We start from the raw sequence: 24,919 nt of genomic DNA, 5'->3' as shown, positions 1-24,919 counted from the left end.
TCAGTTCTTGCGTGGCGGTGCCGGTGTCGCGCCGTCCGGCCCGGCCGCGGCAACGTAGTTTTCGGGGAACGCCAGCGCGCTCGAGGACTCGGCCTTGCCGGTCTTCGAGGACTCGTTCAGCGTGGTCTTGCCGGTGGTCTTCTCAGCCGTCCTGGCCGCGTCGTCGAGCAGCTTCTCGACCCGCACCAGGATATCCGCGCCGCGCTTGGTCAGAACCGGCGGCGGGCCCGGCTTGGTCTCCAATACGCGGGGCGCCGCGTTGGCCTGGGCACTGGCCTGGGCCGGCTGCGGCGGCAGCTTCTGGCCCATGCCGACGCCGACGAGCTCCTTGACCTCCACGCCCTGATGCGCCGCGACCATGATGTCGTGCCAGGTCTGCGCCGGCAGCGAGCCGCCGGTCATGCGGTTGGTCGGCGAATAGTCGTCATTGCCGTACCAGACCGCGCAGGTGAAGTTGCCGGTGTAGCCGACGAACCAGGCGTCGCGATAGGCGTTGGTGGTGCCGGTCTTGCCGGCGGTCGGAATGCCGTCGAGCGCGGCGCGGCGCGCGGTGCCTTCGCTGACCACGTGGCTCATCATGCCCGCCATATCGGCGGCGATGTTCGGCGGAATCGCCTGCCGCGGTTTCGGACCGTCGCGGTCCCAGCGCCATACCAGGTCGCCGGCGCCGGTGCGCACCTCGAGCACCGAATGCGGCGTCACCGCCTTGCCGCGATTCGGGAAGGTCGCATAGGCGACCGCGTGCTCCAGCACCGTGACTTCGTCGGAGCCGATGGGCAACGACGGCGTATCGGGCAGCGGCGCCTTGAGGCCGAAGCGGCGCGCGACCTCGACGATCTTGGCGCGGCCCGCCTTCGGCCCTTCCTTGCCGCCCATCATGATCGAGAGCTTGACCGGCACCACGTTGATCGAGCGGGTGATCGCCTGCGTCAGCGTGACCTGACCCGAATAGGAATGGCCATAGTTCTGCGGGCACCAGTTGCCGATGCAGACCGGGCCGTCCACGATCTTCGAGTTCGGCGTGAAGCCGTTCAGCAGCGCCGTGGTGTACACATAGGGTTTGAACGATGAGCCCGGCTGGCGATAGGCGTCCGTGGCGCGGTTGAACTGGCTCGCACCGTAGTCGCGTCCGCCGACCATGGCGCGGATGCCGCCGTCGAGATCGGACACCACGGTCGCGGCCTGCGTCGCGTGATAGTCGCGCCCGAACTGTCGCAGCTGGTTCTCGATCGCTTCCTCGGCCGCCTTCTGCACGTTCATGTCGATCGCGGTGCGGACCACGAAGACGCGCTCGGTGTAGGATTTCGGGAAGGTGTCGACCAGCTTGCGCATCTCGTCGAAGGCGTAGTCGAGATAGTAGTTCGGCGAGTTCTCGTCGCGCCGGTCGACCGCGACCGCCGGATTGCGGCGGGCGCCGAACACCTGGCCCTCGGTCATGAAGCCGGCATCGACGAGGTTGTCGAGCACGACATTGGCGCGGGCGCGGGCCGCGGGCAGGTTGATGTGCGGGGCGTATTTGGTCGGCGCCTTGAACAGGCCGGCGAGCATCGCGGCCTCCGCGAGATTCACGTCGCGCACCGACTTGTTGAAATAGAAATGCGCCGCGCCGTCGACGCCGAAGGTGCCGCCGCCCATATAGGCGCGGTCGAGATAGAGCTTCAGGATCTCGTTCTTGGTGAGCCGCGTCTCCAGCCAGATCGCGAGGAAGGCTTCCTTCACCTTGCGCTCGATGGTGCGCTCGTTGTTCAGGAACAGGTTCTTGGCGAGCTGCTGGGTGATCGACGAACCGCCCTGGCGGACGCCGCCGGCCTGCGCGTTGGTGACGAGCGCGCGGGCAAGGCCCGGCACGTCGATGCCGAAATGATCGTAGAAGCGGCGGTCCTCGGTCGCGAGCGTCGCCTTGATCAGATTGTCCGGAAAATCTTCCAGCGGGATCGAGTCATTGTGCTTGATGCCGCGGCTGCCGATCGGGTTGCCGTAGCGGTCGAGGAACGTCACCGCGAGGTCGGACTTCTTCAGCCAGTCCTCGTCGGCGGTCTCGCGGAAGGCGGGGATCGCGAGCGTCAGCATCAGGATCATGCCGCCGAGCCCAAGGGTTGCGGCCTCCGAAAGCGGTTCGATGAACACCCAGCGCTTCCAGCGGCCGACATAGAAGCGGTCCATGAAGGTGGAATAGCGCTCGTAGAGCTCGCGCAGGCCCTTGCCCGACGAGAACAGCGTCGAGTCGATACGCGCATCGAGGTCCAGGAAGAAGTTCCGGACCCTCTGTTTCCAATGGGACGGCATGATCTGAAAGGACCGGACCCTTGATCAGTTCGACTGCGCTGCGGGCGCCCAAACCGGGCACAGGGCAGCGTCTTGCTTCGATGTTGCGGCAATCCCAAGGCGCTTTTGCGTCGATGGGGACTCGTTCGTTGTTCTATCCGAGCGGCTGCCATAAACCAATGGCGCGGCTTGTGAATTTAATGGGAGCCCTAACGCTGCCCACCGGCTTTTTCGACCCCGCAATACCACCCCCTTGCGCAAGCGTTGCCGGCATCCCAAGAAGAGTTGCACCGCCATTTCAGGGATATCATGACCGCATCGCCCAAGCGCCCGTCGGGCCAGGAGGGATTCTTCTGGAAAACCAAGACGTTGGAAGAGATGTCCAACGCCGAATGGGAGAGCCTGTGTGACGGCTGCGCACGGTGCTGCCTGGAGAAGCTCGAGGACGAGGACACCGGCAAGATCTATTTCACCCATATCTCCTGCAAGCTGCTCGATTCCGGCCTCTGCACCTGCAAGGACTACCCGAACCGTTCCGACCAGGTTCCGGATTGCGTCCGCCTGACGCCCGAAAACGTCCGGACGCTGAACTGGCTGCCGCCGAGCTGCGGCTACCGGCTGGTGGCCGAGGGGCGGGACCTCTATTGGTGGCATCCGCTGATCTCGGGCGATCCCAACACCGTCCATGAAGCCGGCGTCTCGGTGCGCGGGCGGGTGGAGGGCACCGAGCTCGATGTCAACGACGCCGATCTCGAGGATCATATCGTGCGATGGCCGGCGCTGCTGCCGAAACGGGCACAATTGAAGAAGCGGCCGAAAACGCTGGGCAAGACGACCAAAGCGTGACGTCGTCGCCGCGTCCGCGATCACGTCACCGCGAGAACATCGCGGCGGGATGCACCCATGCGCTGCGGTGCCTGCCTCAGCATTCAATTGCTGCATAAATTGCGAAGCAGAGAATGATTCCATCGCGGGACGCGCCCGCGCAGCAGCATTACGCCTCAAATGAACAAGTATGAACGGCAGAGCCGGATTCCTGCCGACCAAGCGACATTGCCCGACGACATTGCCGAAGAGCTGTCACGCCTTCCGAGCGAGGTGATCGAACTCAGCGAAGCGCCGCCGCTGGCGCCGCCGGCACCGCTCAATCCGGACGAAGTCCGCACCATCGTCATCAGCCTGATGTTGACGATGTTCTTGGCCGCGCTCGACCAGACCATCGTCGCGACCGCGCTGCCGACGATCGGGCGCCAGTTTCACGACGTCACCAATCTGTCCTGGGTGATCACGGCCTATCTCTTGGCCTCGACGGCGGTGGCGCCGGTGTTCGGCACGCTGAGCGACATCTATGGCCGCCGCGTCATGATTATCACCTCGCTCAGCCTGTTCGTGGTCGGCTCGGTGCTGTGCGCGATCGCGCCCAGCATGACGATGCTGATCGTTGCCCGCGGCCTGCAGGGGCTCGGCGGCGGCGGCATCATGCCGGTGGTCCAGACCGTGATCTCCGACGTGGTGAGCCCGCGCGAGCGCGGCCGCTATCAGGCCTATTTCTCCAGCGTCTGGATGGCCGGCGGCATTCTCGGCCCAGTGGTCGGCGGCGTGTTCGCCGAGCATCTGCACTGGTCGATGATCTTCTGGATCAACCTGCCGCTCGCGGCGGCGGCGCTGGCGCTGCTGCTGCCGAAGATGGGCAAGATCCCGGTGTTCCACCGCAAGCGCAAGGTCGACTGGCTCGGCGGCATCCTGCTGATGGCCTCGGCCGTCGTGTTGATGCTGGTGCTGACCTGGGGCGGCACCCGTCTGTCCTGGCTGTCGCCGACCATCACCGCGATGGTGGGCGCCTCGATCGCGCTCGCCGGCGCCTTCGTCTGGCACGCGCGCCGCGCCGACGAGCCGTTCCTGCCGCTGTCGCTGCTCGGCGGCTCGGTGGTGCCGTTCGCGATGGGGGCGGGCGGCTGTGCGCTCGGCGCCATGGTCGGCCTCACCGTGCATCTGCCGCTCTATTACGAGGTGGTCTATCATCTCACCGCCAGCGAGGCCGGCCTCGCGCTGATCCCGCTCGCGGCGATCTCGACCTTCGGTGCGGCGATCGCCGGCCGGACCATGGCGAAGGCCAAGCACTACAAGCGCGTCGCCATCGTCGGCACCTCGGTGGCCGCGATCTGTGCCGTCGGCATGGCGGTGACGACGCTGCCGCTGTGGGGATTATTGCTGTTGATGAGCGTGTTCGCGCTCGGCCTCGGCACCACATTCCCGATCAGCGTGGTGTCGTTGCAGAACGCGGTGGCGCGGCCGCAGGTCGGTACCGTGACCGGCGCGATGAACTTCTTCCGCGCGATGATGGCCTCCTTCACGGTCGCCGCCTTCACCACCATCCTGCTGATGACGCTGGGGACCGACATCTCGCTCGCCGGCGAGCATCATGCCGCCTCCGCCGGCACCGTCAGCGCGATCCCGATGGCCGACATGATCCATGCGTTCCGCTACGTGTTCGGCGCCGCCGCCGTGCTGCTGACCACCGCCTCGATCTGCATGATCACGATGGAAGAGCGCCCGCTCGCTGGTCCCGCCGCCCACCCGCCGGCGGAGATGGCGGAGTAGAGGCAGTCGACTCATACACCGCTGTCGTCGCCGCGGCGGATGTTGTGAATCGGACTCGTCGTTCCAAATCGCGTAACAATGAGCATCCGTGGTTGTGGGTCCCCGCTTTCGCAGGGACGGCACTGAGCTTGTCGCACGGCCAGCGGGCAACAATCCGCGTTCTCGCGACATGAATTGCCCGAGCCGTGCTTTTCGTTCCGCTCTCTCCGCTTCGCTCGCCCCGCGTAATTTGCGCAGCGGGGAATGACGATCTGAGCGATCGGTGCACCACCACTTTATTCCCCCGCTGCCTCATGTTTGTTCATTTGGTGAGCGCCGACCCACTACTTTAGTCGCCGTCCTTGCATGGCGATCTGCGCGCAGTTTCACTTGCTGCGCATTTTGTCGCGGCTATAGTCGCGCCCCAAGAGCTCGAAGCAGCCGAAGAAAAAGAGGAGAGAAACAGGGTGACAAGAACATTGCGACTCCCCGTGCACGCGATGCAGAAACTTGCAGGAGCGGCCGTGTTGGGCCTGTTGGCTGCGGCGCCGAGCGGAGCGCTGGCTGCCGACACCCTCAAGATCGGCGTGATCGCCGAAGCGCAGGCGATTGCCGGTGCATCGATCCCGCAGGCGGCGCAGCTGGCCGCCGACGAGATCAATGCCAAGGGCGGCATCGACGGCCGCAAGATCGAGATCGTCAGCTACGACAACCACTCGTCCTCGGCGGATTCGGTGCGCGCGTTCCAGCGCGCGGTCAACGAAGACAAGGTCAACGTCGTCATTTCGAGCTACATCAGCGAAGTGGTGCTGGCGCTCGAGCCCTGGGCTTCGCGCCTGAAGACGCCGTTCGTCACGCCCGGCGCCGCCTCCAACGAGATCAGCAAGAGCGTCCACGCCGATTACGAGAAGAACAAGTACACCTTCCACGGCTACCTGACCTCGGCCGCGCTGGCGCTGTCGGTCTGCGACGCCGCCAAGGAGCTGCTGGTCGATCAGAAGCACATGAAGACCGCGGTCATCATGAGCGAGGATGCCGCGTGGACCAAGCCGCTCGATGTCGGCTACGAGGAGTGCCTGCCGAAGATCGGGCTCAAGGTCGTCGACCATATCCGTTTCTCGCCCGACACCACCGACTTCACGCCGATCTTCAACAAGGTCGAAGGCTCCAAGCCCGACGTGATCATCACCGGCATCTCGCATGTCGGCGTGCAGCCGACGGTGCAGTGGAAGAACCAGCAGGTGCCGATCCCGATGTTCGGCATTTCCTCGCAGGCGACCAACGAGACCTTCGGCAAGGACACCAACGATGCGGCGGAAGGCGTGCTGTATCAGGGCGTATCCGGCCCGAACGTCGCGGTGACGCCGAAGTCGGTGCCGTTCGCGGAAGGCTTCAAGAAGCGCTACGGCAACTATCCGTCCTACGCGGGCTACACCGCCTATGACGAGGTCTACTACATCGCCGATGCGGTGAAGCGCGCCGGCTCGGTCGAGGCCGACAAGATGGTCGATGCGCTGGAGAAGACCGACTGGGAAGGCACCATCGGACGCGTCCAGTTCTACGGCAAGGACGATCCGTTCACCCATTCGATCAAATACGGCAAGGGCCTGATCACCGGACTGATGCTGCAGTGGCAGGGCGGTAAGCAGGTCGCGGTCTGGCCGAAGGAGGTCGCCAAAAGCGATCTCAAGTTCCCGAGCTTCATCAAGGTCACCACGAACTGACTGATGATCATGCTCCCGGGCCCCACCCGGGAGCATCCCTGTTCGGTTCTGTGTCCTCCACAACAGGCAGCCCTGCTGCCGCGGCCAATCTGAGATGCTTGCCTTACAAATCCTGATCGATGGCTTTGCCATCAGCGCGCTCTATGCGCTCGGCGCCACCGGTTTCACCCTGATCTTCGGTGTCTCCGGCGTCCTCAATCTCTCCCACGGTGCCATCATGGTGGCCGCGGCGGTCGCGGCCTGGGCCGCGGCCAGCGTGCTGCACCTCGACATCTACACCGGCGCGCTGTTCGGTGTCGGCGTCGCGCTGATCGTGTCGTTCGCGACCTATTTCGCGGTCGTCAAGCCGATCCAGAATTCAACGCGGATCCCCAACGAGGAAAAGGAAATCTTCGTCCTCACCGGCACCCTGCTGTGGGGCATCATGATCCAGGAGCTGATCGCCTATTTCTTCACCAACAACGCCAAGACGGTGCTGCCGATCGTCGAGGGTGTCGTCGATATCTTCGGCAACCGTACACCGCGCAACAATATCTTCACCGCGCTGGTCTGCTGCCTCGTGATCGGCCTGCTGTGGCTCCTGGTGAACCGCACCAGGACCGGCAAGGCGGTACTGGCGGCCTCGATGAACCCGCGCGGCGTCACGCTGCTCGGGCTCGAGCTCACCCAGATCTACATCGTGGTGTGGGGCATCTACGGCATTCTCGCCGGCATCGCCGGCGTGCTGCTCGGCATGTTCCTCGGCGTCAGCTCCTACAGCGTCGGGCCGCTGACCGCGAGCGCGTTCTCGATCGTCGTGCTCGGCGGCCTCGGCAGCGTGTCGGGCTCGCTGATCGCAGCCTTCGTCGTCGGCTATCTCGAGACCATCACGGCCTACATGATCTCGCCAGCCTATCGCACCATTCCGGCGCTGCTGCTTCTGGTGTTCGTGATGTATGTCCGGCCTCAGGGCCTGCTCGGGAGGCGCTGAGATGGCCAGCTTCTTTTCCTCGCGCCTGTTCTTCATTTCGCTGTTCTGCGTGGTGGTCGCCGCGACGCTGCCGTTCTACGTCTCGGGCTACATCCTCGGGCTGCTGACCGTCGCGTTCTATTTCGGCGTGTTCGCGATGGCCTGGGACCTCTTGTTCGGCTTCGCCGGCGAGGTGAATTTCGGCCCGACCTTCCTGATCGGCACCGGCGCCTACACCGCAGGGATCCTCAACAACCAGTTCGGCTGGTCGGTCTATGTCTGTATCCTGCTCGGCGCTCTGGCCTCGGTCGTCGCGGGCTTCGTGCTGGCGCTGCCGGCGCTGCGGGTGAGGGGGCCGTATTTCGGCCTGACCACGCTGGTGGCGGTCTTGATGCTGCAGAACTTCGTCGTGGTGTTCGCAGATCTCACCGGCGGCGAGATCGGGCTCACCATTCCTGACGTCATCACCATCAATGCCGGTGCCAATTACTGGATCGCGCTCGGCTTCATGACCGTGAGCGCGGCCATCCTCTATGGCCTGTCGCAATCGCCGGTCGGTCTCGTGCTGCAGGCGAGCGGGCAGGACCCGGTGCAGGCCGGCGCGCTCGGCTTCAACATCGTCAAGCACAAGCTCGCGGCCTTCATCGTCAGCGCCTTCTTCTCGGGACTGTCGGGCGCGCTGCTCGTGTTCTACTTCGGCACCGCCTCGGTCGGCACCGTGGTCGACGTCGCGGTCGGCGTGAACGTGATCGTTTCCGCCGTGCTCGGCGGACGGCGCACGGTGCTGGGGGCCGCGCTGGGCGCGATCTTCCTGATCGTGGCCGGCGAATTCCTGCGCCCGACCGGCGAGCTTGCGACCTTCATCGTCTCGGCGGTGGCACTGCTCGTCGTCCTGTTCTTCCCCGGCGGTTTCCTCGGAGCGGCCCTGTCACGCGAGGCGCGCTCTTAAATGGATCAGACTGTGACCACAGCAACGCTCACCGTCCGCGGATTGACCAAAAGATTCGGTGGCTTGACCGCCGTGAAGAACCTCTCGTTCGATCTGCATCCCGGCGAGATCCTCGGCCTGATCGGGCCGAACGGCTCGGGCAAGTCGACCGCGATGAAGAGCGTGATGGGCATCGAGCGCCCGACCGCAGGCGAGGTGCTGTTCGAAGGCGAGAACGTCGCCGGGCTGCCTGCGCACAAGATCGCGCGCAAGGGCTTCGGCATGGTGTTCCAGCACTCGCGGCCGCTGAACCGGCAGACCGTGCTGGAGAACATCATGGTCGCGCTGTTGCCCGACAGCCTGTTCATGCTGTTTCCCGACAAGGCGCTGACCGAGCGCGCCAAATGGATCGCCGAGCGTGTTGGCCTCGGGGCGGTGATGGACCGCCGCCCGCCGACGCTGCCGTTCGCCGACCTGCGCCGGCTGGAATTGGCCAAGGCGATCGCGCGTGACCCCAAGGTCGTGCTGGTCGACGAGCCCTTCGCCGGTCTCACCAGCGCCGAGGTCGGCACCTTCTCCGCATTGATCCGCAGCTTCCGCGACGAGGGCCGCGCGGTGATGCTGGTCGATCACAACGTCAAGAGCGTCGCGGCGCTGGTCGACCGCGTGCTCGCGATGTATCTCGGCGAGGAGATCACGACCGGCCGAGCCGAGGACGTGATGAAGAACGAGACCGTGCGGCGGGTCTATCTCGGCGGCGCGATCGAGACCCACGCGCGGCCCGAGACCTCGTTCAAGGATAAGGTGCCGCTGCTGCAGGTCGAGAATGTCAGCGTGCATTACGGCAAGGCGCAGGCGCTGGAGAACGTCTCGATCCACGTCCATGAGGGCGAATTCGTCTCCGTCGTCGGCCTCAACGGCGCCGGCAAGACCACGCTGTTCAACACCATCTCGGGCTTCCTGCCGTATACCGGCGAGATCCTGCGCGGCGGGCAGCCACTGCGCGGCACGGGACCCGCGAAGATCGCTCGCTCCGGCCTCGTGCAATGTCCGGAATCGCGCGAATTGTTCGGCGAGATGACGGTGCGGGAAAATCTCGACCTCGGCGGCCAACATCTCGACGACGCGGCGCGGGCCAAGCAACTCGCCTGGCTGTTCGAGCTGTTCCCGATCCTGAAGGAACGCCAGGGCCAGATGGCGCAGACGTTGTCCGGCGGCGAGCAGCAGATGCTGGCGATCGGCCGCGCGCTGATGATGCAGCCGCAGATCCTGATCCTGGACGAGCCGACGCTGGGGCTTGCGCCGGTTATCCTCGAGCTGCTGTCGAAGGCGCTGGAGAAGCTGCGCCAGACCACCAAGATCACGGTGCTGCTGGGCGAGCAGAACGTGACGTTTGCGCTTCCGCATGCCGACCGCGTCTATGTGCTGGAGCACGCGCGGATCGTCTGGGAGGGCGATCCGGGCCGGTTCGCCGCGGAGGCCGGCAAGGACTTTCTCTGACGTTCGCAGTTTGAAAAGAAGAAAGCAAAGCAAGGGAGATCATGATGACAGCATATTCAACCGCGACCCGCGTGAGCCTGTTGGCCTCGGCGCTCGCGCTCTGCCTCGCGGCACCGGCCTATGCGCAGTCCAAGGACCCGATCAAGATCGGTATCATTGCCGAAGTGCAGTCGATCGCGGGCGCGGCGACGCCGGGCGGCGCGCAGATCGCAGCCGACGAGATCAACGCCAAGGGCGGCGTGATGGGCCGCAAGATCGAGATCGTCACCTACGACAACAAGAGCTCGTCGGCGGACTCGGTGCGCGCCTTCCAGCGCGCGGTGAGCGAGGACAAGGTTTCGGCCGTGATCGCGAGTTACATCAGCGAGGTCGTGCTGGCGCTCGAGCCGTGGGCTGCGCGGCTGAAGATGCCGCTGATCACGCCCGGCGCCGCCTCGAACGAGATCACCAAGGCGGTGCACAACGACTATGAGAAGAACAAGTACACCTTCCACGGCTACCTGACCTCGGCCGCGCAGGCGCAGCTGGTCTGCGACGCGGCCAAGGAGCTGTTGGTCGACCAGCTCAAGTTCAAGTCGGTCGCGATCATGAGCGAGGACGCGGCCTGGACCAAGCCGCTCGACGTCGGCTACGAGGCCTGCCTGCCGAAAGCGGGCCTGAAGGTGGTCGAGCACATTCGCTTCTCGCCCGACACCACCGACTTCACGCCGATCTTCAACAAGATGGAAGCCGCCAAGCCCGACGTGATCGTCACCGGCATCTCCCATGTCGGCGTGCAGCCGACCGTGCAGTGGAAGAACCAGCAGGTGCCGATCCCGATGTTCGGCATCAGCGCGCAGGCGCTGAGCCCGACCTTCTGGGGCGATACCAACGGCGCGGCCGAGGGCGTGCCCTCGCTCGCGGTGGCGACTCCTGATGTTGCCGTCACGCCGAAGACCAAGCCGTTCGCGGCGGCGTTCAAGGCCAAGTTCGGCACGCCGCCGGCCTATACCGGCTACACCGCCTATGACGAGGTCTACATCATCGCCGAGGCAATCCAGCGCGCCGGCTCGACCGATCCGGACAAGATGGTGACCGAGCTCGAGAAGACCGACTTCGAGGGCACGATCGGCAAGATCCAGTTCTACGGCAAGAACGACGAGTTCACCCACGGCATCAAGTCCGGTCCGGGCGCGGTGACCGGCCTCGTGTTCCAGTGGCAGGGCGGCAAGCAGATCACGGTCTGGCCGAAGGCGATCGCCGAGGGCCAGATGAAGTTTCCGAACTTCGTGAAGCTGTCGCAGTAGCAGGCGTACGCGCCGTCATTGCGAGGAGCTCGCGACAAAATTGCGAAGCCATTTTGCGCTGTAGCGACGAAGCAATCCATCTATCCCGGGGTGGATTGTTTCGCGGAGCCTGTCATCCGGCGGCGCTTCGCGCCGACCGGGTGGCTCGCAATGACGATCGGCGAATGTGAGTCCCAAACTACTTGCGCGTCGGCGGCGCCGTCTGGATCGTCGGCGCGGCCGCCGCGAGCAGCGCGGCGCGGTCGCCGTTGCGTGGCGGATAGATGCGCTGCTGGTTGATGGTCTGCTTGGTGAGCTTGGCGGCGGCGCCTGTGGTGTGCACCTCGCGGTCCCAGCCGGTGGTGTAGAGCGCACCCCAGGCGCCGAGATCGAGCACGGTCACATACCAGTCGATATTGAGCGGCAGCAACTTCTCGCCAAACAGGTCCGCCACCACATTGTGGCCGGCGAAGCGGCCCATCGGCCGCGCGAACTGGCACGACATCACGGTCGGGTGCTCGCCGTCGATCAGGCAGGCGGCGACGTCGCCGGCGGCGAAGACGTCCGCAAGGCCTTCGACGCGCATGGTGTGGTCGACTTTGATGCGGCCGAGCGCGTCGCGCCTGGCCGGCAGCGAGGCGGCGAGGGGGCTGGCGCGCATGCCGGCGCACCACACCACGGTTTTGGTCGGAATGATCTCGCCGCTATCGAGCGTGATGCTGTCGGCGCCGACGGCACTGACCCGGACGTTCAGCCGCGTCTCGACGCCGAGCGTGGCCAGCGCCTCGTTGATGACCGGGCGGCCATGCGCGCCGAAGGTCGCGCCGACGACGGGATTGGGATCGATCAGGATGACCCGATGATCGCCGGTGATGCCGGCGTGCGCCAGCTTGGCCGGCATCTCGGTCGCGACCTCGATCCCGGTGAACCCTGCGCCGACGACCGCGATGCTCGCGCGTGCTTCTGAGGGCGGCTCGTTGCCGAGCGCCGCTAGATGCGCGTCGAGCCGCATCGCTGCCTCATACGTGTCGACATCGAAGCCGTGGGCGGCAAGGCCCGAAATGGCGGGGCGGACCAGCTCACTGCCGGTGGTTAGCACCAGCCGGTCGTAGCTCACAACCTCCGCGCCCGCGCTGGTCTTGATCGTGACCGCGCGCGTCGCCGAATCGATCGCCGCGACCTCGGCCACCATGTGGCCGACGCCAACCGGATCGAGCAGGTCCTTGAGCGGCAGCGCGACATCGCCGAGATCGACCTCGTAATTGCGCACCCGGATGTTGTGATAGGCGTTGCGATCGACGACCAGGATCTCGGTGTCCGCTGCCCGTGCACCGATCTCGTCGCGCTTGCGGGCTGCGCCGAGCGCGGCCCATAGCCCGGCAAAGCCGGCCCCCAGCACCAGGATGCGCGCCATCTCTCCCTCCGAAGTTGCACCGGAGGGAGCTTGCCTGCGCTGGCGCGGTCAAATCAAGTGGCAGAGCGGCGTGTGAGGTGCCGTCACGTCCCCGGCCGCGACACCTCGGTCTCCTTGCTGGTGATGAATTCCAGCAGCACCGGCACGCCTTCCTTGGTCTTCTGGATGCCGCGCTTGATCGCGGGGATGATGTCCTCGGGCTTGGTCACCCGTTCGCCGTAGCCGCCGAAGGCGCGGGCCATCGCGGCGTAATCGCCGGAGATGTCGGTCGAGCGGTATTTCTCGGTCGAGATCGGCATCACCTTCAATTCGATCGCCATCGAGAAATTGTTGAGCAGGATCGACATGATCGGAATCCGCTCGCGCACCGCGGTCTCGAAGTCCATCCCCGTGAAGCCGATCGCGGCGTCGCCCCAGACATTGATGCAGAGCTTGTCCGGCTTGGCGAGCTTGGCGCCCATCGCGAGACCAAGGCCGTAGCCGAGCTGCGTGGTCTTGCCCCAGCCGATATAGGACAGCGGCTCGACGGACTTCCAGAACGGCGAGAGCTGGTCGCGCGGGCTGCCGGCGTCGTGGGTGATGATGGTGTTGTGGATGTCGACGGTGTGCTGCAGGTCCCACAGCACGCGGTAGGGATTGAGCGGCGCGTCGTTGTGCGTCAGCTTCGGCATCCACTTGGCGAGCCACTCCTTGTGGGAAGCGGCAATCTCCTCGGCGACCGCACTTGCGTTGCGGTCCGAGGTCACGGTCTTACCGATCTCCTCCAGCAGCGCGTCGAGCACCAGGCCGGCGTCGCCGACCAAACCGACCTTGGCCTCGACATCCTTGTTGATGTGGTTCGGATCGAGCGTCGAATGGATGATGGTCTTGCCATTCGGCATCGCGATGCCGAATGACGTCTCGGTGAAGGAGCAGCCGATGCCGAAGATCACGTCGGCTTCGGAAAGAAATTTCGGCACCGCGCGCGGCACCGCGAGGCCGCCGGAGCCGAGCGAGAGCGGGTGCGTCTCGGGGAAGGACGACTTGCCGCCGAGGCTGGTGGTGACCGGGATCGCGAGCCGTTCGGCGAGGCGCTTCAGCTGCGGCCAGGCCTTTGCATAATGCACGCCCTGGCCGGCATAGATCACCGGACGCTTGGCGCCAACGAGCAGGGCGGCTGCTTCCTTCACATGGACGGGGTCGGCGCCGTAGCGGGTGCGCAGCACCGGCGTGTAGTTCAAAGGCTCCGGCACCTCCTCGTTCCACATGTCGGCGGGGATTTCGACGATGACCGGCCCGCCGCGGCCGTTCTTCAATTTTGTAAACGCCCGCCGAAAGATGTTGCAGACCTCGGCTGCGATGTTGATCGGCTCCGACGATTTTGAAAACGCCTTCATCGCCTGGCTGGAATTGAAGTTCGGGTCGATATTCGCCAGCCGACGCGCATAGCCCATCGGCAGCACCAGGACGGGCACGGATTCGCCGTAGCACTGCGCGACGCCGCCCATCGCGTTCTCCGCGCCGGGGCCGTGCTGCATGCAGAAGGCGCCGATCTTCTCGCCCGAGGTGACGCGGGAGATCGCGTCCGCCATGTGCACGCCGATGCGCTCCTGGCGCACCATCACCGGGCGGATGTCGGCATTGGCGGCGTATTCGATCAGGTGGTTGACCGGGTAGCCCGTGAGGATCTCGATCCCCTCGCGCTTCATGATTTCCGCGATCGCGGTGCCGAGCTTCATGACGGTCACTCCCTTTGCATGCGGCCGGTTCGTTCCGGCCTCGTTGTCGCCTGTCCGATAAAGGAACAGGATTCCGCGGCACCGGTAAAGCGCGGCCGGGGCCGGATCAGGTAGTTCTGATATGCGTTTACGACTGGAGCTGTTTCCGGTCAGACAGGATCAGAACGGAGCTCTAGATACTTGTTTTGACGCGTTTCTTTGCGCGAGCCGGTGTCCACTTCGCTGGAAAGCGCTCCGGCCGCGGCCAAGTGCCTCGCCCGGCGGCAACCCGATGCAGGCAGAACTAGCACGGAAATTCGCTGCAACTTTTAAGCGACCGTTCATCCTTTCCCTCAATGGGCCGTCAACCAATGTGGCCTAGTTTGGCCGGCATATTACTACGGCGCGGGAGAAAAAGCCGCGAGCGTCGGACAGGAGCTTTTCATGCGCGCGTTGATGGCAAGGTTTCTGCGTGATGAGGTCGGGGCGACGGCCATTGAATACGCCATCATCGCCGGAGGCATCAGCATCGTGATCGTCGCCGGCGTCAGGGGCATCGGCACCAGCGTGAGCGGCCAATTCAATGCCGTCAGCTCGGCATTCAAGTAAGCCCTGCCGGCAGCTCGGCATTTTCCGGATTCAGTCGTCCCCGTTCAACGCGCGCAGCATCGCGATGCGCGCGAACATCAACCAGCCGGCGCCTTGTTCCGCCGCATTGATCAGATGCTCGACCGCGATCTGCCAGCGCGTTTCCTGCTGGGTGTCTTCCGATAGCTTCATGATGTAGTCGGCGGCGTGCTGCAGCGTCACCAGTGTGCCGCCGTGATGCAGCGCGATCGGTTCGTCAAACGGCGTCGACCAGGGCATCTCGACCGGAACATCTCAGGCGCTGTGGACCGGGCTCATCTTGCGGTCGCTGCGCTAGCCTGCCTTCTTGCGCGCCGCGGTGCCCTGGGCGCGCGTTGTCTTCTCGGCCTTCTTCGGCTCGGGTTTGGCGGCCTCCTTGGGCTCGCGCTTGCCGCTGCCCGAGATCGGCAGCAGCATTTCGCGCTGGCCCTCGATGCGCTTCTTCGGCTTCTTGCCCTTCGCGGCCTTTGCCTCGGCCTTGGCGGGCGCGGCCTGCTTCTCGTTGGCAAGGCTCTTCTTCAGCGCGTCCATCAGGTTGATGACGTTGCCGCTGGTCTTCGCCGCGGGCTTGGCGACCTTGATGCCGTTGCGCTTCTGGTTGATCAGGTCGATCAGCGCCTGCTCGTAGCGGTCCTCGAACTCCTCCGGATCGAAGTCGGCGGACTTCTGCTCGACGATGTGCCTGGCGAGATCGAGCATGTCCTTGGTGATCTTCACATCCTGGATGTCGTCGAAATACTCCTTCTCGCTGCGCACTTCATACGGGTAGCGCAACAGTGTGCCCATCAGCCCGTTGTCGAGCGGCTCGAGCGCGATGATGTGCTCGCGATTGGTCAACACCACGCGGCCGATCGCGACCTTGTTCAGGCTGCGGATGGTCTCGCGGATCACCGCAAAGGCGTCGTGGCCGACCTTGCCGTCGGGAACGAGGTAGTAGGGGCGGATCAGATAGCGGCTGTCGATCTCGCTGCGCGGCACGAATTCGTCGATCTCGATGGTGCGGGTCGAATCCAGCGCGATGTCGTCGAGCTCTTCCTTGGTGACCTCGATATAGGTGTCGGTGTCGACCTTGTAGCCCTTCATGATGTCTTCGGTGGAGACTTCCTCGCCGGTCTCCGCGTCGACCTTGGCGTATTTGATCCGGTGGCCGGTCTTACGGTTGATCTGGTTGAAGGAGACCTTTTCGGTATCCGATGTCGCCGGGTACAGGGCAACCGGGCAAGTCACGAGCGAAAGGCGCAAAAAGCCCTTCCAATTGGCGCGAGGGGCCATGGGGAAACTCCAGGGAAACTCCGATTACGCAACCGACGGAACGGTCAAGGATAACACCGGGAACCCCAGTTTGAAACAACACGGCCCGGTGAATCTCGCAACGGCGTTAACCGTGTCCTCGCGCTGCGCCCGTTTGACGCGGCGGGCGGGACTGCCGTCGGCCCAGCCGTCAACGCTCTCGGAACATCGCTCCCGATCACGCGTTGGCTGTCGAAGGGGCGCGGCAAACGCCGGAATTACAGGCACTTAAGCAAAGAGGTTGCCATGGCAACGGAACGACACGGCCAAATCGTCGAAACCCCGACCGAGGCGCGGCAGGCCGAGCCTGGACCTTCGGTTCTCGCGCTGCTCACGGCCTCGACAGGGCTGGCCGTCCTGATCCTCGGCATTGTCTGGTTCGCCTTTTTCCGCGTGTGAGGCGATTATCATTGGTTGACCGCGTGCGAGGACTTGATTGTTAAACTGAGAGGCAGGGCGAAGCGGGCAGATTGCTCCCGGGAAGAATCCGTTCGGTCGCGCCGGCCTCCGGCGCGCGGCTATCCTGCATGCCGGCCACATCGCCTGGTCAAGCTGCACGACCGTCTTGATCGACGTATGTGACGTCGATCGGGCGAGGATCCGAAGGGAAATTCCGGCGCGCGGGCCGCCGCGATCGCCGACGTAAAATTCCTGATCGTGTCGAACGGAATTTCCACTGCGCGATGGCGTGCGGCCTGGCGGCGTTTTGCAGCAGTGATCTGTGATGCGCGATGCGAATGGCTGCTGCGACGCGTCACGAGATCATCGAAATTGACTGCTAGCTGATTTGAATCAGTTACGCCTTGAGCCTGAGATGTTCTATTCGCAAGAAGAAAAAAACTCGTTGCTGGCGCGCTTCAAGGAGAAAAGCGTTTCAGGTGTCTTCGTCGGACTGACGGTGCTGGCGATGGCGGGGTGGATTTATCTTCTCAGCTCGATGTTCCTGAAATTCATGCTCTGGTGGTTCTCCTGAGACGTTCTCTCGCGAGAACAATTATTGTCGACGCCTGATCATTGATGCGTCGTTCGATTGCACAAAAATTCCAGCGGCTGAACAATCTTTCGGCGCGTCCAATCATGATGTCGTCACAACTTCGAATGTTAATAACATCGGGGCGAACGTGGACGGTTGTGATGGTTTCTCCTGCTCTGATTCTCGCGGCGGTGTTCGTCGCAGGCTTCTTCTCCGGTTTCGCCGCGCGCTCGTGGCGGTCGCACAAGCGCCGCGCGCAATATCGGATCTATGCACCGTATGTGGCGCCATCAGCCGCGAAATCGGCGAGGCGGGAACAGCCGGTCAGTGCGTTCGGCCACATGCGTCGCGCGTTCTAGCGGAGTAGTTCGATCGAGGTAGCGCGACGGTGTGCGGTGAGTTGGGGTTGGCTGGCAACATGCAATCGGTCATCATGTCGGCGTCCGTTGGGCAGGCGGGTTGGTTGCATGCCAGCGTGCCCCTGATCTCGTCGCCAGCCCCGCGGATCGCAAGGGAACTTTCACGTCATGAGTGATCTCAGGGGGCATTCGCCAAGGCGGTATGTCGTCGATGTCAGTGGCAAGCGTGTGCTGGTCGGGCTGACGCTTGAGGAGACGTCGGAGTTCGAGGACCTGGACTCCTCGCTGCCGGGACTGGCGGACGGGCACGATAACGGGACGGGCCTGGTGCCGTCAGCCGGTGAGGGACGGTGGCTCGAGCTCTATGACAAGCACGACAAGGCCTGGATCAAGTGGAAAGCCGACCTGAGGGCCGGGCACGAGGGCAATTCACCCTTTTTTAACTAAGACCGGGCGATTTTGACCTGTGCTGCCTCAATGGGCCCGAGCCGGATACTGACAGATGTTTCAGCTGTTTTTGCGGTCTCGCGCGCAGGACCTGATCAAATCGCGGCGCGGCGAGGAAGGTTTCAAGGCACGCTCGGCCGAGCGCGATGCCGAGACCGATCGCGCCCGGATCGGATCGATCATGGCCGCGATCGAGGCCGCGTTGCAGGCGGCCGAAAGCGAGCAATCCGGTCTTGGCCGCCGCGTCGATGATGTTCTGGCCCGTGCCGCGGTGACTCTCGGCAACGGCACTGACGAATATCTGGAACGCGAGGCGCTTGACAACTATCATCAAGACCTGTTTGACGCCGAGATCTCCAACGGCCAGCGCCGGCTGAAGGAATTGGCGACCGAGATTGCGCACTTCAAGTTCATGAAGGCCGCGGTCCTGAGCCGCTTTCCAGACTACAAGCCTCCGGCCGCCAGCAACTGACGCCTGGCGGCGCGCAACGCGAAGACAGCTGCGGCTGCCGCGTGTAACGGCTTATTCGAATGGTCCGGCGCAAGGCGAAAGGCACGGGCAAGACGTGGTGATCGCAGGCAATCTACTCGTCACGGGCTGCGCCGGCTTCATCGGCTTCCATCTGGCGGAGCATCTGCTGCGGGCAGGGCAGCCGGTCATCGGCCTCGACAATCTGAACGACTATTACGACCCGGCGCTCAAGCGCGCGCGCCTCGATCTGCTCAAGCAGCACCGTGGCTTCACCTTCGTGGAGCTCGACCTCGCCGACCGAGCCGGCATGAAGGCGCTGTTCGAGCGTTATCGCTTCGAGGTCGTGGTGCATCTCGCCGCGCAGGCCGGCGTGCGCTATTCCCTGCAGAACCCCCACGCCTATGCGGATTCCAATCTGGAGGGCTTCCTCAACGTCCTCGAGGGCTGCCGACACACCGCGTGCAAGCACCTGTTGTTTGCGTCCTCATCGTCGGTCTATGGCGCCAACACCAAATTGCCGTTTTCGGTCCACGACAATGTCGACCATCCGGTCAGCCTGTACGCCGCGACCAAGAAGGCCAACGAGTTGATCGCCCATTCCTATAGCCATCTGTATCGCGTACCGGCAACCGGGCTGCGGTTTTTCACCGTGTATGGGACGTGGTATCGGCCGGACATGGCGCTCTATGCGTTCGCCGACGCGATCACCAAGGGCAAGCCGATCCAGCTGTTCAACAACGGCAACATGCGGCGCGACTTCACCTATGTCGACGACGTGGTTGAGGCGATGGTGCGGTTGATCGGCCGCGCGCCGGAAGGCGACGTCAACTGGTCGGGAGCGCATCCCGATCCGGGCTCGAGCCGGGCGCCGTGGCGGGTCTACAATATCGGCAACAGCAGGCCGGAAGAACTGATGCATGTGGTGGCGCTGCTCGAGCAGGGCTTGGGGCGGCAGGCCGAAAAGCAGTTGATGCCGATGCAACCGGGAGATGTACTGGAGACGTCGGCCGACGTCTCCGACCTGGAGCGTGAAATCGGCTTCCGCCCGCAGACGCGGATCGAGGATGGCATTGCCAGGTTTGTCGCCTGGTATCGGGCCTATCACGACGTCGATCGGACCTAGGCGCCGCGAGAAGCGTCGTCGTGTTTCAGCTCGCAGTCAGAGCTTGATCTTCGCGCAAACGCGATCCGCGTTTTGTTGCGACGGAAGACCGCTTCGCACTTCTCCGGATCATGCTTTAGTGCGCTCATTGCGAGTCCGGGCTCGAGAAAAAAACTGATTCAGTTTGGAACGGAGTGTGGCAATGCGAGTTATCTCGGGTTTTGCGATCGCCTCAGCCGTGATCATGATCTCCAGCGCAATGGTTCCCGCGCATGCGATCGACGTGCAGGTGGCGCGCGCCTGCGATGCCTTGGTCGCGAAGGCATTTCCGCCGCTACAGCCCGGCAATCCCGCTTCCGGGAGCGCGCGGGGAGGCGCCAAAGCCCAGCGGGACTATTTCAACAAGTGCGTCGCCAATGGTGGCAAGATGGACGACGATACGCCTCCTAAATCGAAATAGCGCGCGATCGCGACGCGGGGCGAATTAGCGATGCTTATGGCGAATCTTCGCTGTCGCTGCTGTTCGTGGGGACTGTGCAAGCGTGCGAATGCAGCGACAGGCGCGCGAAAGGCGTTCACTCCCACTGTTCAAGCCGGACGCTTCGGTCCCGCTCATTTTAATTAGAATAGCGTTAGCGCGGTTGGGTCCGGCGGAGGCGAAATCGCGTTGGTCCGATGTTCAGCGTTGAATTCATTTCGCTGGATTGCTCGAGCGCTTCAGGACACCGTCAGCCGCTTCAATATTCGCAACCGGTCGAAACACTCTGCGATCCTTGATGGACGTGGCAGCAGCAGATTTTGCGTCTACGGAGCAGCTTTGGTGGAATATCTTGTGTGCACCTGAGCGCGTCCCTTGAAGCGCGATCGCTGTAACACGGCGACATTGTGATAGCCGGACAATGCACGTTCGGTTGAACGACTTGGCAGCCATCAATGATCACCAAGCAATATCATGCGCTTGGTAGAGCTTCCGACCCACATTGAGCCGCGTTGTCCAGCCGCGCGCCTCATAGCTGCCGCTGCCAACTCATCTGTACGACACATCAAAGGCCGCCGATCGGGCGCTTCGCGATCAGGTTGTGGAACCTGATTGAGAAAATTTAACTCGGAGCCATGTTGGTCGCAAACCTGCCCCATTAACCGCCTTCCATGTGCGCGGAATAACCCTGTCATCGAAACTTCAATCACATCGCTCATACCCTTAACCGCAGAGCGAGGGCGCGCCATGAAGCAGCACAAAGTTCAACATTTGCATCAGCCGATCGAAGAGGCGTTGCTCGCGACCAATCAATCGCTGCGCAACGAAGTCGTTGCGCTGATGCTTGATATCGCTGAGTTACGTGAAATCCAGGAACGCCCGGGCTCGTCGCGTTCGTTCGGCATGTCTCGAGAGCAGAACACTCCGCGCGTCGCGCTGCGCCGGGTTCACAGCTGAAGTCCGTCAGCCTCTTTCTCATCGGCAGAATATGCGGCCACATCCTCGCCAATCCGGCGAGCATGCTCGCGCGCCTGCAGTTGCGGACATTTCAATTCTAAATTGAATGATGCGCTGGCCCGATGCTCGTTTAGGCGAGCTGGCGGACGTTGCTGCGGATAATCGCGGTCGTGAGGGTGGGGGCGGTCAGTGCTCCAGCGGCACGGACTTGCGTGCCCCGACATCGGACAGACGCTCGCGCAGGATCCAATTCTGCAAGACCAGTTCGACCGCGGTATGCCGGAGCTCGCAATTCTCCGCGACGAGGCGTTCCAGGATGTCGGCCGCCTCGCTTGACGCGGGTTGGTTCCCCTCGAAGACCTTGAGACGCGCCATGGTGTCGATCCTCGCAAAAATGTTGATCAGAGGCTGGCTCTGACAAGCGTCAGCACAGAATGGTTCGCGGATTATCGGGCGGACGTGGTTCCGCCTGATGGCCTCGGGTGGGAAAGCGCTTAATTGATAATTCGTGGATCGAGATATGAGCGTTAGGTTTCGTGAAAATAATCCTCAAATATGTTGAAACCCTCGTGACACCTAACATCCTAGTAACTACTGCTGGGCGTGTATGCCCGCAAGCGGCCGGACGCGAAACTCGCGGGATTAATTTGTTAGAAATTTGTGAAAGTTGCGCTTGACCGGTGGGGCGATTATCGCGGCGAGGCATGGCGCACTCACAATCTGTCGAGAGACCGATTGAATATTCTCATTTGCTTCCCGTTTGAGAATGCAAACAGTGCGCCAGTTATCCCGATCAAACTCTCATACACAGAAAGTCGTATAACTTTTTTTATCGGGCCCTTTCAGCGGAGGAATATTCCCCGTATATTCCGCTCAATACCTTGCAGCTTCGGCGTTTCTTCGCACTATGTGTTGCTGCCGACCGGCAAGTTCGAGGCTCCCGAAAGGCCCCCGGGAAACCCTCAATTTGAATTTCCTGTTGCATTTACATAGCTTATAGGCCATGCGATGATTGCTAATCTAGGGGGCAATGAGATGACCAATGAGGCGTCATTCTACTGAGGAGATCAGTTCCAAGGTCAAACAGGCCGAGGAACTCATGGCGCGGGGGCAGTCCCAGGCCCAAGCGTGCAAGGTGCTGGGCGTTAGCGTGATGACGTTTCATCGCTGGCGCAAGCAGGAGGCCGCACGCGGCCACCAGGCGAATGGTACTGTTACCGAATTCGCCGCTCGCACCGATGATAGAGATGGGATCCCCCCTGTCCATAACCGTATTGATGAATTACGGCTGGAAAATGAACGGCTGCGCCGGATCGTGACCGACTTGCTGCTCGAGAAAATGAAGATCGAGGAAAAGCTTGCGCTCAGGTCCGGCGGCGGGAGCGGCTTGCCCCGCCGTGGTGAAGCCCAAAGCTGACGTAAGCTATCCGTTAGTGGATGCGTGAAGGCCTGGGAGCCAGCAGCAGCTGGTCGCTCAGATGTGCCTTCTCCGACCTTGCGCGCAGCTCTTCGAAGATCGGACGCAGTCTGGCCTGCGCAAGGTCCAGGCCCCTGACGATGTCCTGATTCGGCATGTCGGCCGGGAAGCGGGCCGCGCGCAGCTTTGTCTCGATCGCCTTGACCAGCACCTCGACGTCGTCGCGGTGCTGGCCCGCGACGAGCTCGGCGCCCATCAGGCGGATGAGGTGGAGGAGGGCCACCAGCGCGGCCTCGGTTTCGCCAGCCGATGAACTCATGCGCGCTCTCTATCCGATATCCGCAGCAGCTCTTGCGAGCTCACGACCCGCCTGATAATACACATATGAATTGTTAACACGAATGTTAATTCCCGATGACCGACCTTTCGGACGCTCGATTGGCGAAGGTACCGGTTAACTTCGGCGCCTTCTCGTTCGCTTTCGCCTCCCTCGAGGCGTTTGCCATCGCGTTCGAGATGATAATCGTCGTGCTGTCCAGCATCGTCGGCGGCGCGGCCTATCACCTCTTTTACTACCACACGGTTTATAGCAACAGCTTCGAGGGTTTTCTAGGGATCGGGGTCCTCGCCGCCATCCTTCACATGTTCGTGGCGAAGTCGCAGGGCCTTTACAATGCGCAGGTGCTGGCCGGTCTCGACCGGCGCTGGAGCAGCCTGCTCGGCGGATGGCTGCTGGTCGTTCTGCTGATGACCCTGATCATCTTCCTTTTGAAGGTGGGTTCCGGCGTCTCGCGCGGGTCGGTGCTGTCATTTGGCCTGATCGGCGGCCTCGGGCTGGTCGGCGGACGGATGCTGCTGCAGGCGCCGCTGCAACGCGCGATCGACCGCGGCATGCTGGCAACGCGGCGCGCGGTCGTGGTCGGGATGGCGGACGAATTGTCCCGGGTGCGGCAAGCGAGCCTGCTGCGCGATTTCGGCCTCAGCGAGGTGCGACGGGTCCAGCTCTCCGGATCGTCCGACGACGCCGGCGACCGGACCGCCGTCGCGTCGGCCATTCTTGCAGCCCGCGAGTGCGGCGCCGACGAGATCATCCTGGCCATGCCCTGGCAGCAGGAGCCGCGCATCCAGTTCGTGTGCGATCAGCTGCGGGCATCGCCGCTGCCGGTGCGGCTGCTGCCGGACCGGACCGCGGAGCGGTTCCTGGCACTGCGAATGGTGGCGACCGGCCCGATCCCGACGCTGGAAATGCAGCGCTCGCCGCTTACTTCGCTCGAGCGCGCCGGCAAGCGACTGTTCGACATCGTGGCGTCCAGCGGCCTCCTGGTGCTGTTCGCGCCGCTGCTGATCGGAACGGCGATTGCGATCAAGCTCGACTCCAGGGGACCGGTCCTGTTCCGGCAGCGCCGCAACGGCTTCGACGGCAAGCAATTCACCATTCTCAAATTCCGCTCGATGCACGTGCTCGAGGATGGCGCTATCATCACGCAGGCCCGCCCGAACGATCCGCGGCTGACCGGGATCGGCGCGACCCTGCGCCGCCGCAGCATCGACGAATTGCCGCAGCTGGTGAACGTACTGCGCGGCGACATGTCGCTGGTCGGGCCGCGGCCGCACGCGCTGGCGCATGACGACAAATATTCGAAGCTGATCGCGAGCTATGCAGAGCGCCAGCACGTCAAGCCCGGCATCACCGGTCTCGCGCAGGTGCAAGGGCTGCGCGGCGCGACGCCGGCGATCGAGGACATGCAGCTGCGGGTGGCGCATGACCTCATCTACATCAAGAGCTGGAGCTTCGTGCTCGACCTGCGCATCCTGCTGCGCACGGTCGGCGCGGTGTTGCGTCACAAGGGTATCTGACGGCTGGGCATCTGGGCGCCAGGCGCGCGTTACTGCGGAATGCTCTGGTTGGCGTCCTTGAACTCCGCCTCGATGATGCGCCGGTTGGCGTCGCCAGCCACGCGATAGGCCTGCCCGATCGCGCCCTTCAGTTCCGGCGCCCGCGTGAGGATCAGGCGGATCTGCCGCTGCAGCAGGTCGACCAATTCGACATCGCGCGTGGTGTCGACTTGCGCCAGGAGGATCAGGCGCGGCGCGATCAGATCGCTGCGGTTGAAGCCAGTATAGTAGGACATCTTGAGCGCCTTCGACGCGGTCGGGTTCAGCCAGTCGAACCGTCCGGTTGCCGAGGCGAGGCCGAACCAGGCGCCGGCGTCCATCGGCGAGAGGCGAAGCGCCCGCGTGAACGCGGCTTCGGCCGCCTCCGGTGACGTCTGCAATTGGCTCCAGCCGTCGCGCAGCCACAGCTCGCCTCTGACCATGCCGACCTCTGCGGCGATCGCCGGTTTGGCGCGCAATGCATCGGCGGCAAGCCACCAAGCCGACAAGGCCAGCGTCGCCGCGCCGATCGCAGCGGCGGCCGGCACGAAGGCCGGCGAGAGACGCCTCGCATTCCGGCCGATCGCGTCAGCCATCGCA

At 63.5% G+C, this 24,919-nt stretch carries 26 protein-coding genes; 18 read left to right on the top strand and 8 right to left on the bottom strand.

The genetic code is table 11. The features are described 5' to 3' along the window. Complete coding sequence (locus J2R76_RS13920; protein ID WP_076833182.1) at positions 1-2,286, bottom strand: transglycosylase domain-containing protein; 2,286 nt, start codon at positions 2,284-2,286, stop codon at positions 1-3. A gap of 288 nt (positions 2,287-2,574) precedes the next feature. Between J2R76_RS13920 and J2R76_RS13915 the strand changes: the two genes are divergently transcribed. From J2R76_RS13915 to J2R76_RS13885, 7 genes are all read left to right on the top strand, one after another. Continuing rightward, entirely contained in the window at positions 2,575-3,111 is a 537-nt protein-coding gene (locus J2R76_RS13915; protein ID WP_076833185.1) for a YcgN family cysteine cluster protein, read from the top strand. 159 nt (positions 3,112-3,270) lie between these two features. Then, entirely contained in the window at positions 3,271-4,866 is a 1,596-nt protein-coding gene (locus J2R76_RS13910) for an MDR family MFS transporter (protein WP_076833187.1), read from the top strand. Between the two features lie 479 nt (positions 4,867-5,345). Beyond that, positions 5,346-6,569: an ABC transporter substrate-binding protein gene (locus tag J2R76_RS13905; RefSeq protein WP_076833190.1), complete on the top strand. Its 1,224-nt coding sequence runs from the start codon at positions 5,346-5,348 to the stop codon at positions 6,567-6,569. 94 nt (positions 6,570-6,663) lie between these two features. After that, positions 6,664-7,539: a branched-chain amino acid ABC transporter permease gene (locus tag J2R76_RS13900; RefSeq protein ID WP_076833192.1), complete on the top strand. Its 876-nt coding sequence runs from the start codon at positions 6,664-6,666 to the stop codon at positions 7,537-7,539. Between the two features lies 1 nt (position 7,540). Continuing rightward, on the top strand, positions 7,541-8,467 hold the full coding sequence (locus J2R76_RS13895; RefSeq protein ID WP_076833577.1) for a branched-chain amino acid ABC transporter permease: 927 nt from the start codon (positions 7,541-7,543) through the stop codon (positions 8,465-8,467). After that, the gene (locus J2R76_RS13890) at positions 8,468-9,946 is read left to right on the top strand and encodes an ATP-binding cassette domain-containing protein (protein ID WP_028331621.1); all 1,479 of its coding nucleotides are present in this window, start codon (positions 8,468-8,470) and stop codon (positions 9,944-9,946) included. 41 nt (positions 9,947-9,987) lie between these two features. Beyond that, complete coding sequence (locus tag J2R76_RS13885; protein WP_076833195.1) at positions 9,988-11,232, top strand: ABC transporter substrate-binding protein; 1,245 nt, start codon at positions 9,988-9,990, stop codon at positions 11,230-11,232. A 178-nt stretch (positions 11,233-11,410) separates the two neighbouring features. Here the strand turns inward: J2R76_RS13885 and J2R76_RS13880 are convergent, their stop codons facing one another. Both J2R76_RS13880 and J2R76_RS13875 read right to left on the bottom strand, forming a co-directional pair. Further along, complete coding sequence (locus J2R76_RS13880) at positions 11,411-12,625, bottom strand: NAD(P)/FAD-dependent oxidoreductase (protein ID WP_076833198.1); 1,215 nt, start codon at positions 12,623-12,625, stop codon at positions 11,411-11,413. A gap of 83 nt (positions 12,626-12,708) precedes the next feature. Beyond that, positions 12,709-14,343, bottom strand: coding sequence for a thiamine pyrophosphate-requiring protein (locus J2R76_RS13875; protein WP_057020205.1), 1,635 nt, complete (start codon positions 14,341-14,343; stop codon positions 12,709-12,711). A 423-nt stretch (positions 14,344-14,766) separates the two neighbouring features. On the opposite strand from J2R76_RS13875, the gene J2R76_RS13870 reads away from it, so the two are divergent. Further along, positions 14,767-14,931: a Flp family type IVb pilin gene (locus J2R76_RS13870; RefSeq protein ID WP_016841801.1), complete on the top strand. Its 165-nt coding sequence runs from the start codon at positions 14,767-14,769 to the stop codon at positions 14,929-14,931. A gap of 30 nt (positions 14,932-14,961) precedes the next feature. Here J2R76_RS13870 and J2R76_RS13865 read toward each other — a convergent pair whose 3' ends face one another. Both J2R76_RS13865 and J2R76_RS13860 read right to left on the bottom strand, forming a co-directional pair. Continuing rightward, positions 14,962-15,189 carry a hypothetical protein gene (locus J2R76_RS13865; protein WP_076833200.1) on the bottom strand — a complete coding sequence of 76 codons (228 nt, stop codon included), beginning with the start codon at positions 15,187-15,189 and terminating at the stop codon, positions 14,962-14,964. 54 nt (positions 15,190-15,243) lie between these two features. Further along, positions 15,244-16,221 (bottom strand): Ku protein, encoded by a 978-nt coding sequence (locus tag J2R76_RS13860; protein ID WP_057020206.1) that lies wholly within the window; start codon positions 16,219-16,221, stop codon positions 15,244-15,246. A gap of 264 nt (positions 16,222-16,485) precedes the next feature. Between J2R76_RS13860 and J2R76_RS13855 the strand changes: the two genes are divergently transcribed. From J2R76_RS13855 to J2R76_RS13820, 8 genes are all read left to right on the top strand, one after another. Next, entirely contained in the window at positions 16,486-16,638 is a 153-nt protein-coding gene (locus tag J2R76_RS13855) for a hypothetical protein (RefSeq protein WP_016841798.1), read from the top strand. Positions 16,639-17,053: 415 nt separating this feature from the next. Continuing rightward, positions 17,054-17,212: a hypothetical protein gene (locus tag J2R76_RS13850; protein WP_168856472.1), complete on the top strand. Its 159-nt coding sequence runs from the start codon at positions 17,054-17,056 to the stop codon at positions 17,210-17,212. Between the two features lie 161 nt (positions 17,213-17,373). After that, positions 17,374-17,571, top strand: coding sequence for a hypothetical protein (locus J2R76_RS13845; RefSeq protein ID WP_076833203.1), 198 nt, complete (start codon positions 17,374-17,376; stop codon positions 17,569-17,571). A gap of 168 nt (positions 17,572-17,739) precedes the next feature. After that, a complete protein-coding gene (locus J2R76_RS13840; RefSeq protein ID WP_057020207.1) occupies positions 17,740-18,018 on the top strand; it encodes a hypothetical protein in 279 nt (92 codons plus the stop codon). A 55-nt stretch (positions 18,019-18,073) separates the two neighbouring features. Beyond that, on the top strand, positions 18,074-18,490 hold the full coding sequence (locus J2R76_RS13835; protein ID WP_057020208.1) for a hypothetical protein: 417 nt from the start codon (positions 18,074-18,076) through the stop codon (positions 18,488-18,490). Positions 18,491-18,584: 94 nt separating this feature from the next. Beyond that, positions 18,585-19,613, top strand: coding sequence for an NAD-dependent epimerase (locus J2R76_RS13830; RefSeq protein ID WP_141342556.1), 1,029 nt, complete (start codon positions 18,585-18,587; stop codon positions 19,611-19,613). A gap of 181 nt (positions 19,614-19,794) precedes the next feature. Then, positions 19,795-20,052, top strand: coding sequence for a hypothetical protein (locus J2R76_RS13825; RefSeq protein ID WP_225641843.1), 258 nt, complete (start codon positions 19,795-19,797; stop codon positions 20,050-20,052). A gap of 765 nt (positions 20,053-20,817) precedes the next feature. Then, positions 20,818-21,027, top strand: a complete 210-nt coding sequence (locus tag J2R76_RS13820; protein WP_016841790.1) for a hypothetical protein — start codon at positions 20,818-20,820, stop codon at positions 21,025-21,027. A 186-nt stretch (positions 21,028-21,213) separates the two neighbouring features. Here J2R76_RS13820 and J2R76_RS13815 read toward each other — a convergent pair whose 3' ends face one another. Further along, positions 21,214-21,402, bottom strand: coding sequence for a hypothetical protein (locus J2R76_RS13815; protein WP_028331611.1), 189 nt, complete (start codon positions 21,400-21,402; stop codon positions 21,214-21,216). A 667-nt stretch (positions 21,403-22,069) separates the two neighbouring features. Between J2R76_RS13815 and J2R76_RS13810 the strand changes: the two genes are divergently transcribed. Further along, positions 22,070-22,444 carry a helix-turn-helix domain-containing protein gene (locus J2R76_RS13810; RefSeq protein WP_018270679.1) on the top strand — a complete coding sequence of 125 codons (375 nt, stop codon included), beginning with the start codon at positions 22,070-22,072 and terminating at the stop codon, positions 22,442-22,444. Between the two features lie 13 nt (positions 22,445-22,457). Here J2R76_RS13810 and J2R76_RS13805 read toward each other — a convergent pair whose 3' ends face one another. Beyond that, positions 22,458-22,763, bottom strand: coding sequence for a hypothetical protein (locus J2R76_RS13805; protein ID WP_016841787.1), 306 nt, complete (start codon positions 22,761-22,763; stop codon positions 22,458-22,460). 119 nt (positions 22,764-22,882) lie between these two features. Between J2R76_RS13805 and J2R76_RS13800 the strand changes: the two genes are divergently transcribed. Further along, on the top strand, positions 22,883-24,301 hold the full coding sequence (locus J2R76_RS13800; RefSeq protein ID WP_244558964.1) for an undecaprenyl-phosphate glucose phosphotransferase: 1,419 nt from the start codon (positions 22,883-22,885) through the stop codon (positions 24,299-24,301). Between the two features lie 29 nt (positions 24,302-24,330). Here the strand turns inward: J2R76_RS13800 and J2R76_RS13795 are convergent, their stop codons facing one another. Beyond that, positions 24,331-24,915, bottom strand: a complete 585-nt coding sequence (locus J2R76_RS13795; protein WP_057020211.1) for a hypothetical protein — start codon at positions 24,913-24,915, stop codon at positions 24,331-24,333. Positions 24,916-24,919: the final 4 nt, after the last annotated feature.

Origin of the sequence: Bradyrhizobium sp. USDA 4532 (assembly GCF_024171315.1) — a bacterium.
Lineage (GTDB): Bacteria > Pseudomonadota > Alphaproteobacteria > Rhizobiales > Xanthobacteraceae > Bradyrhizobium > Bradyrhizobium australafricanum.
The sequence above is the reverse complement of the archived record's forward strand: the minus strand, read 5'-3'. Positions and strand labels throughout refer to the sequence as shown.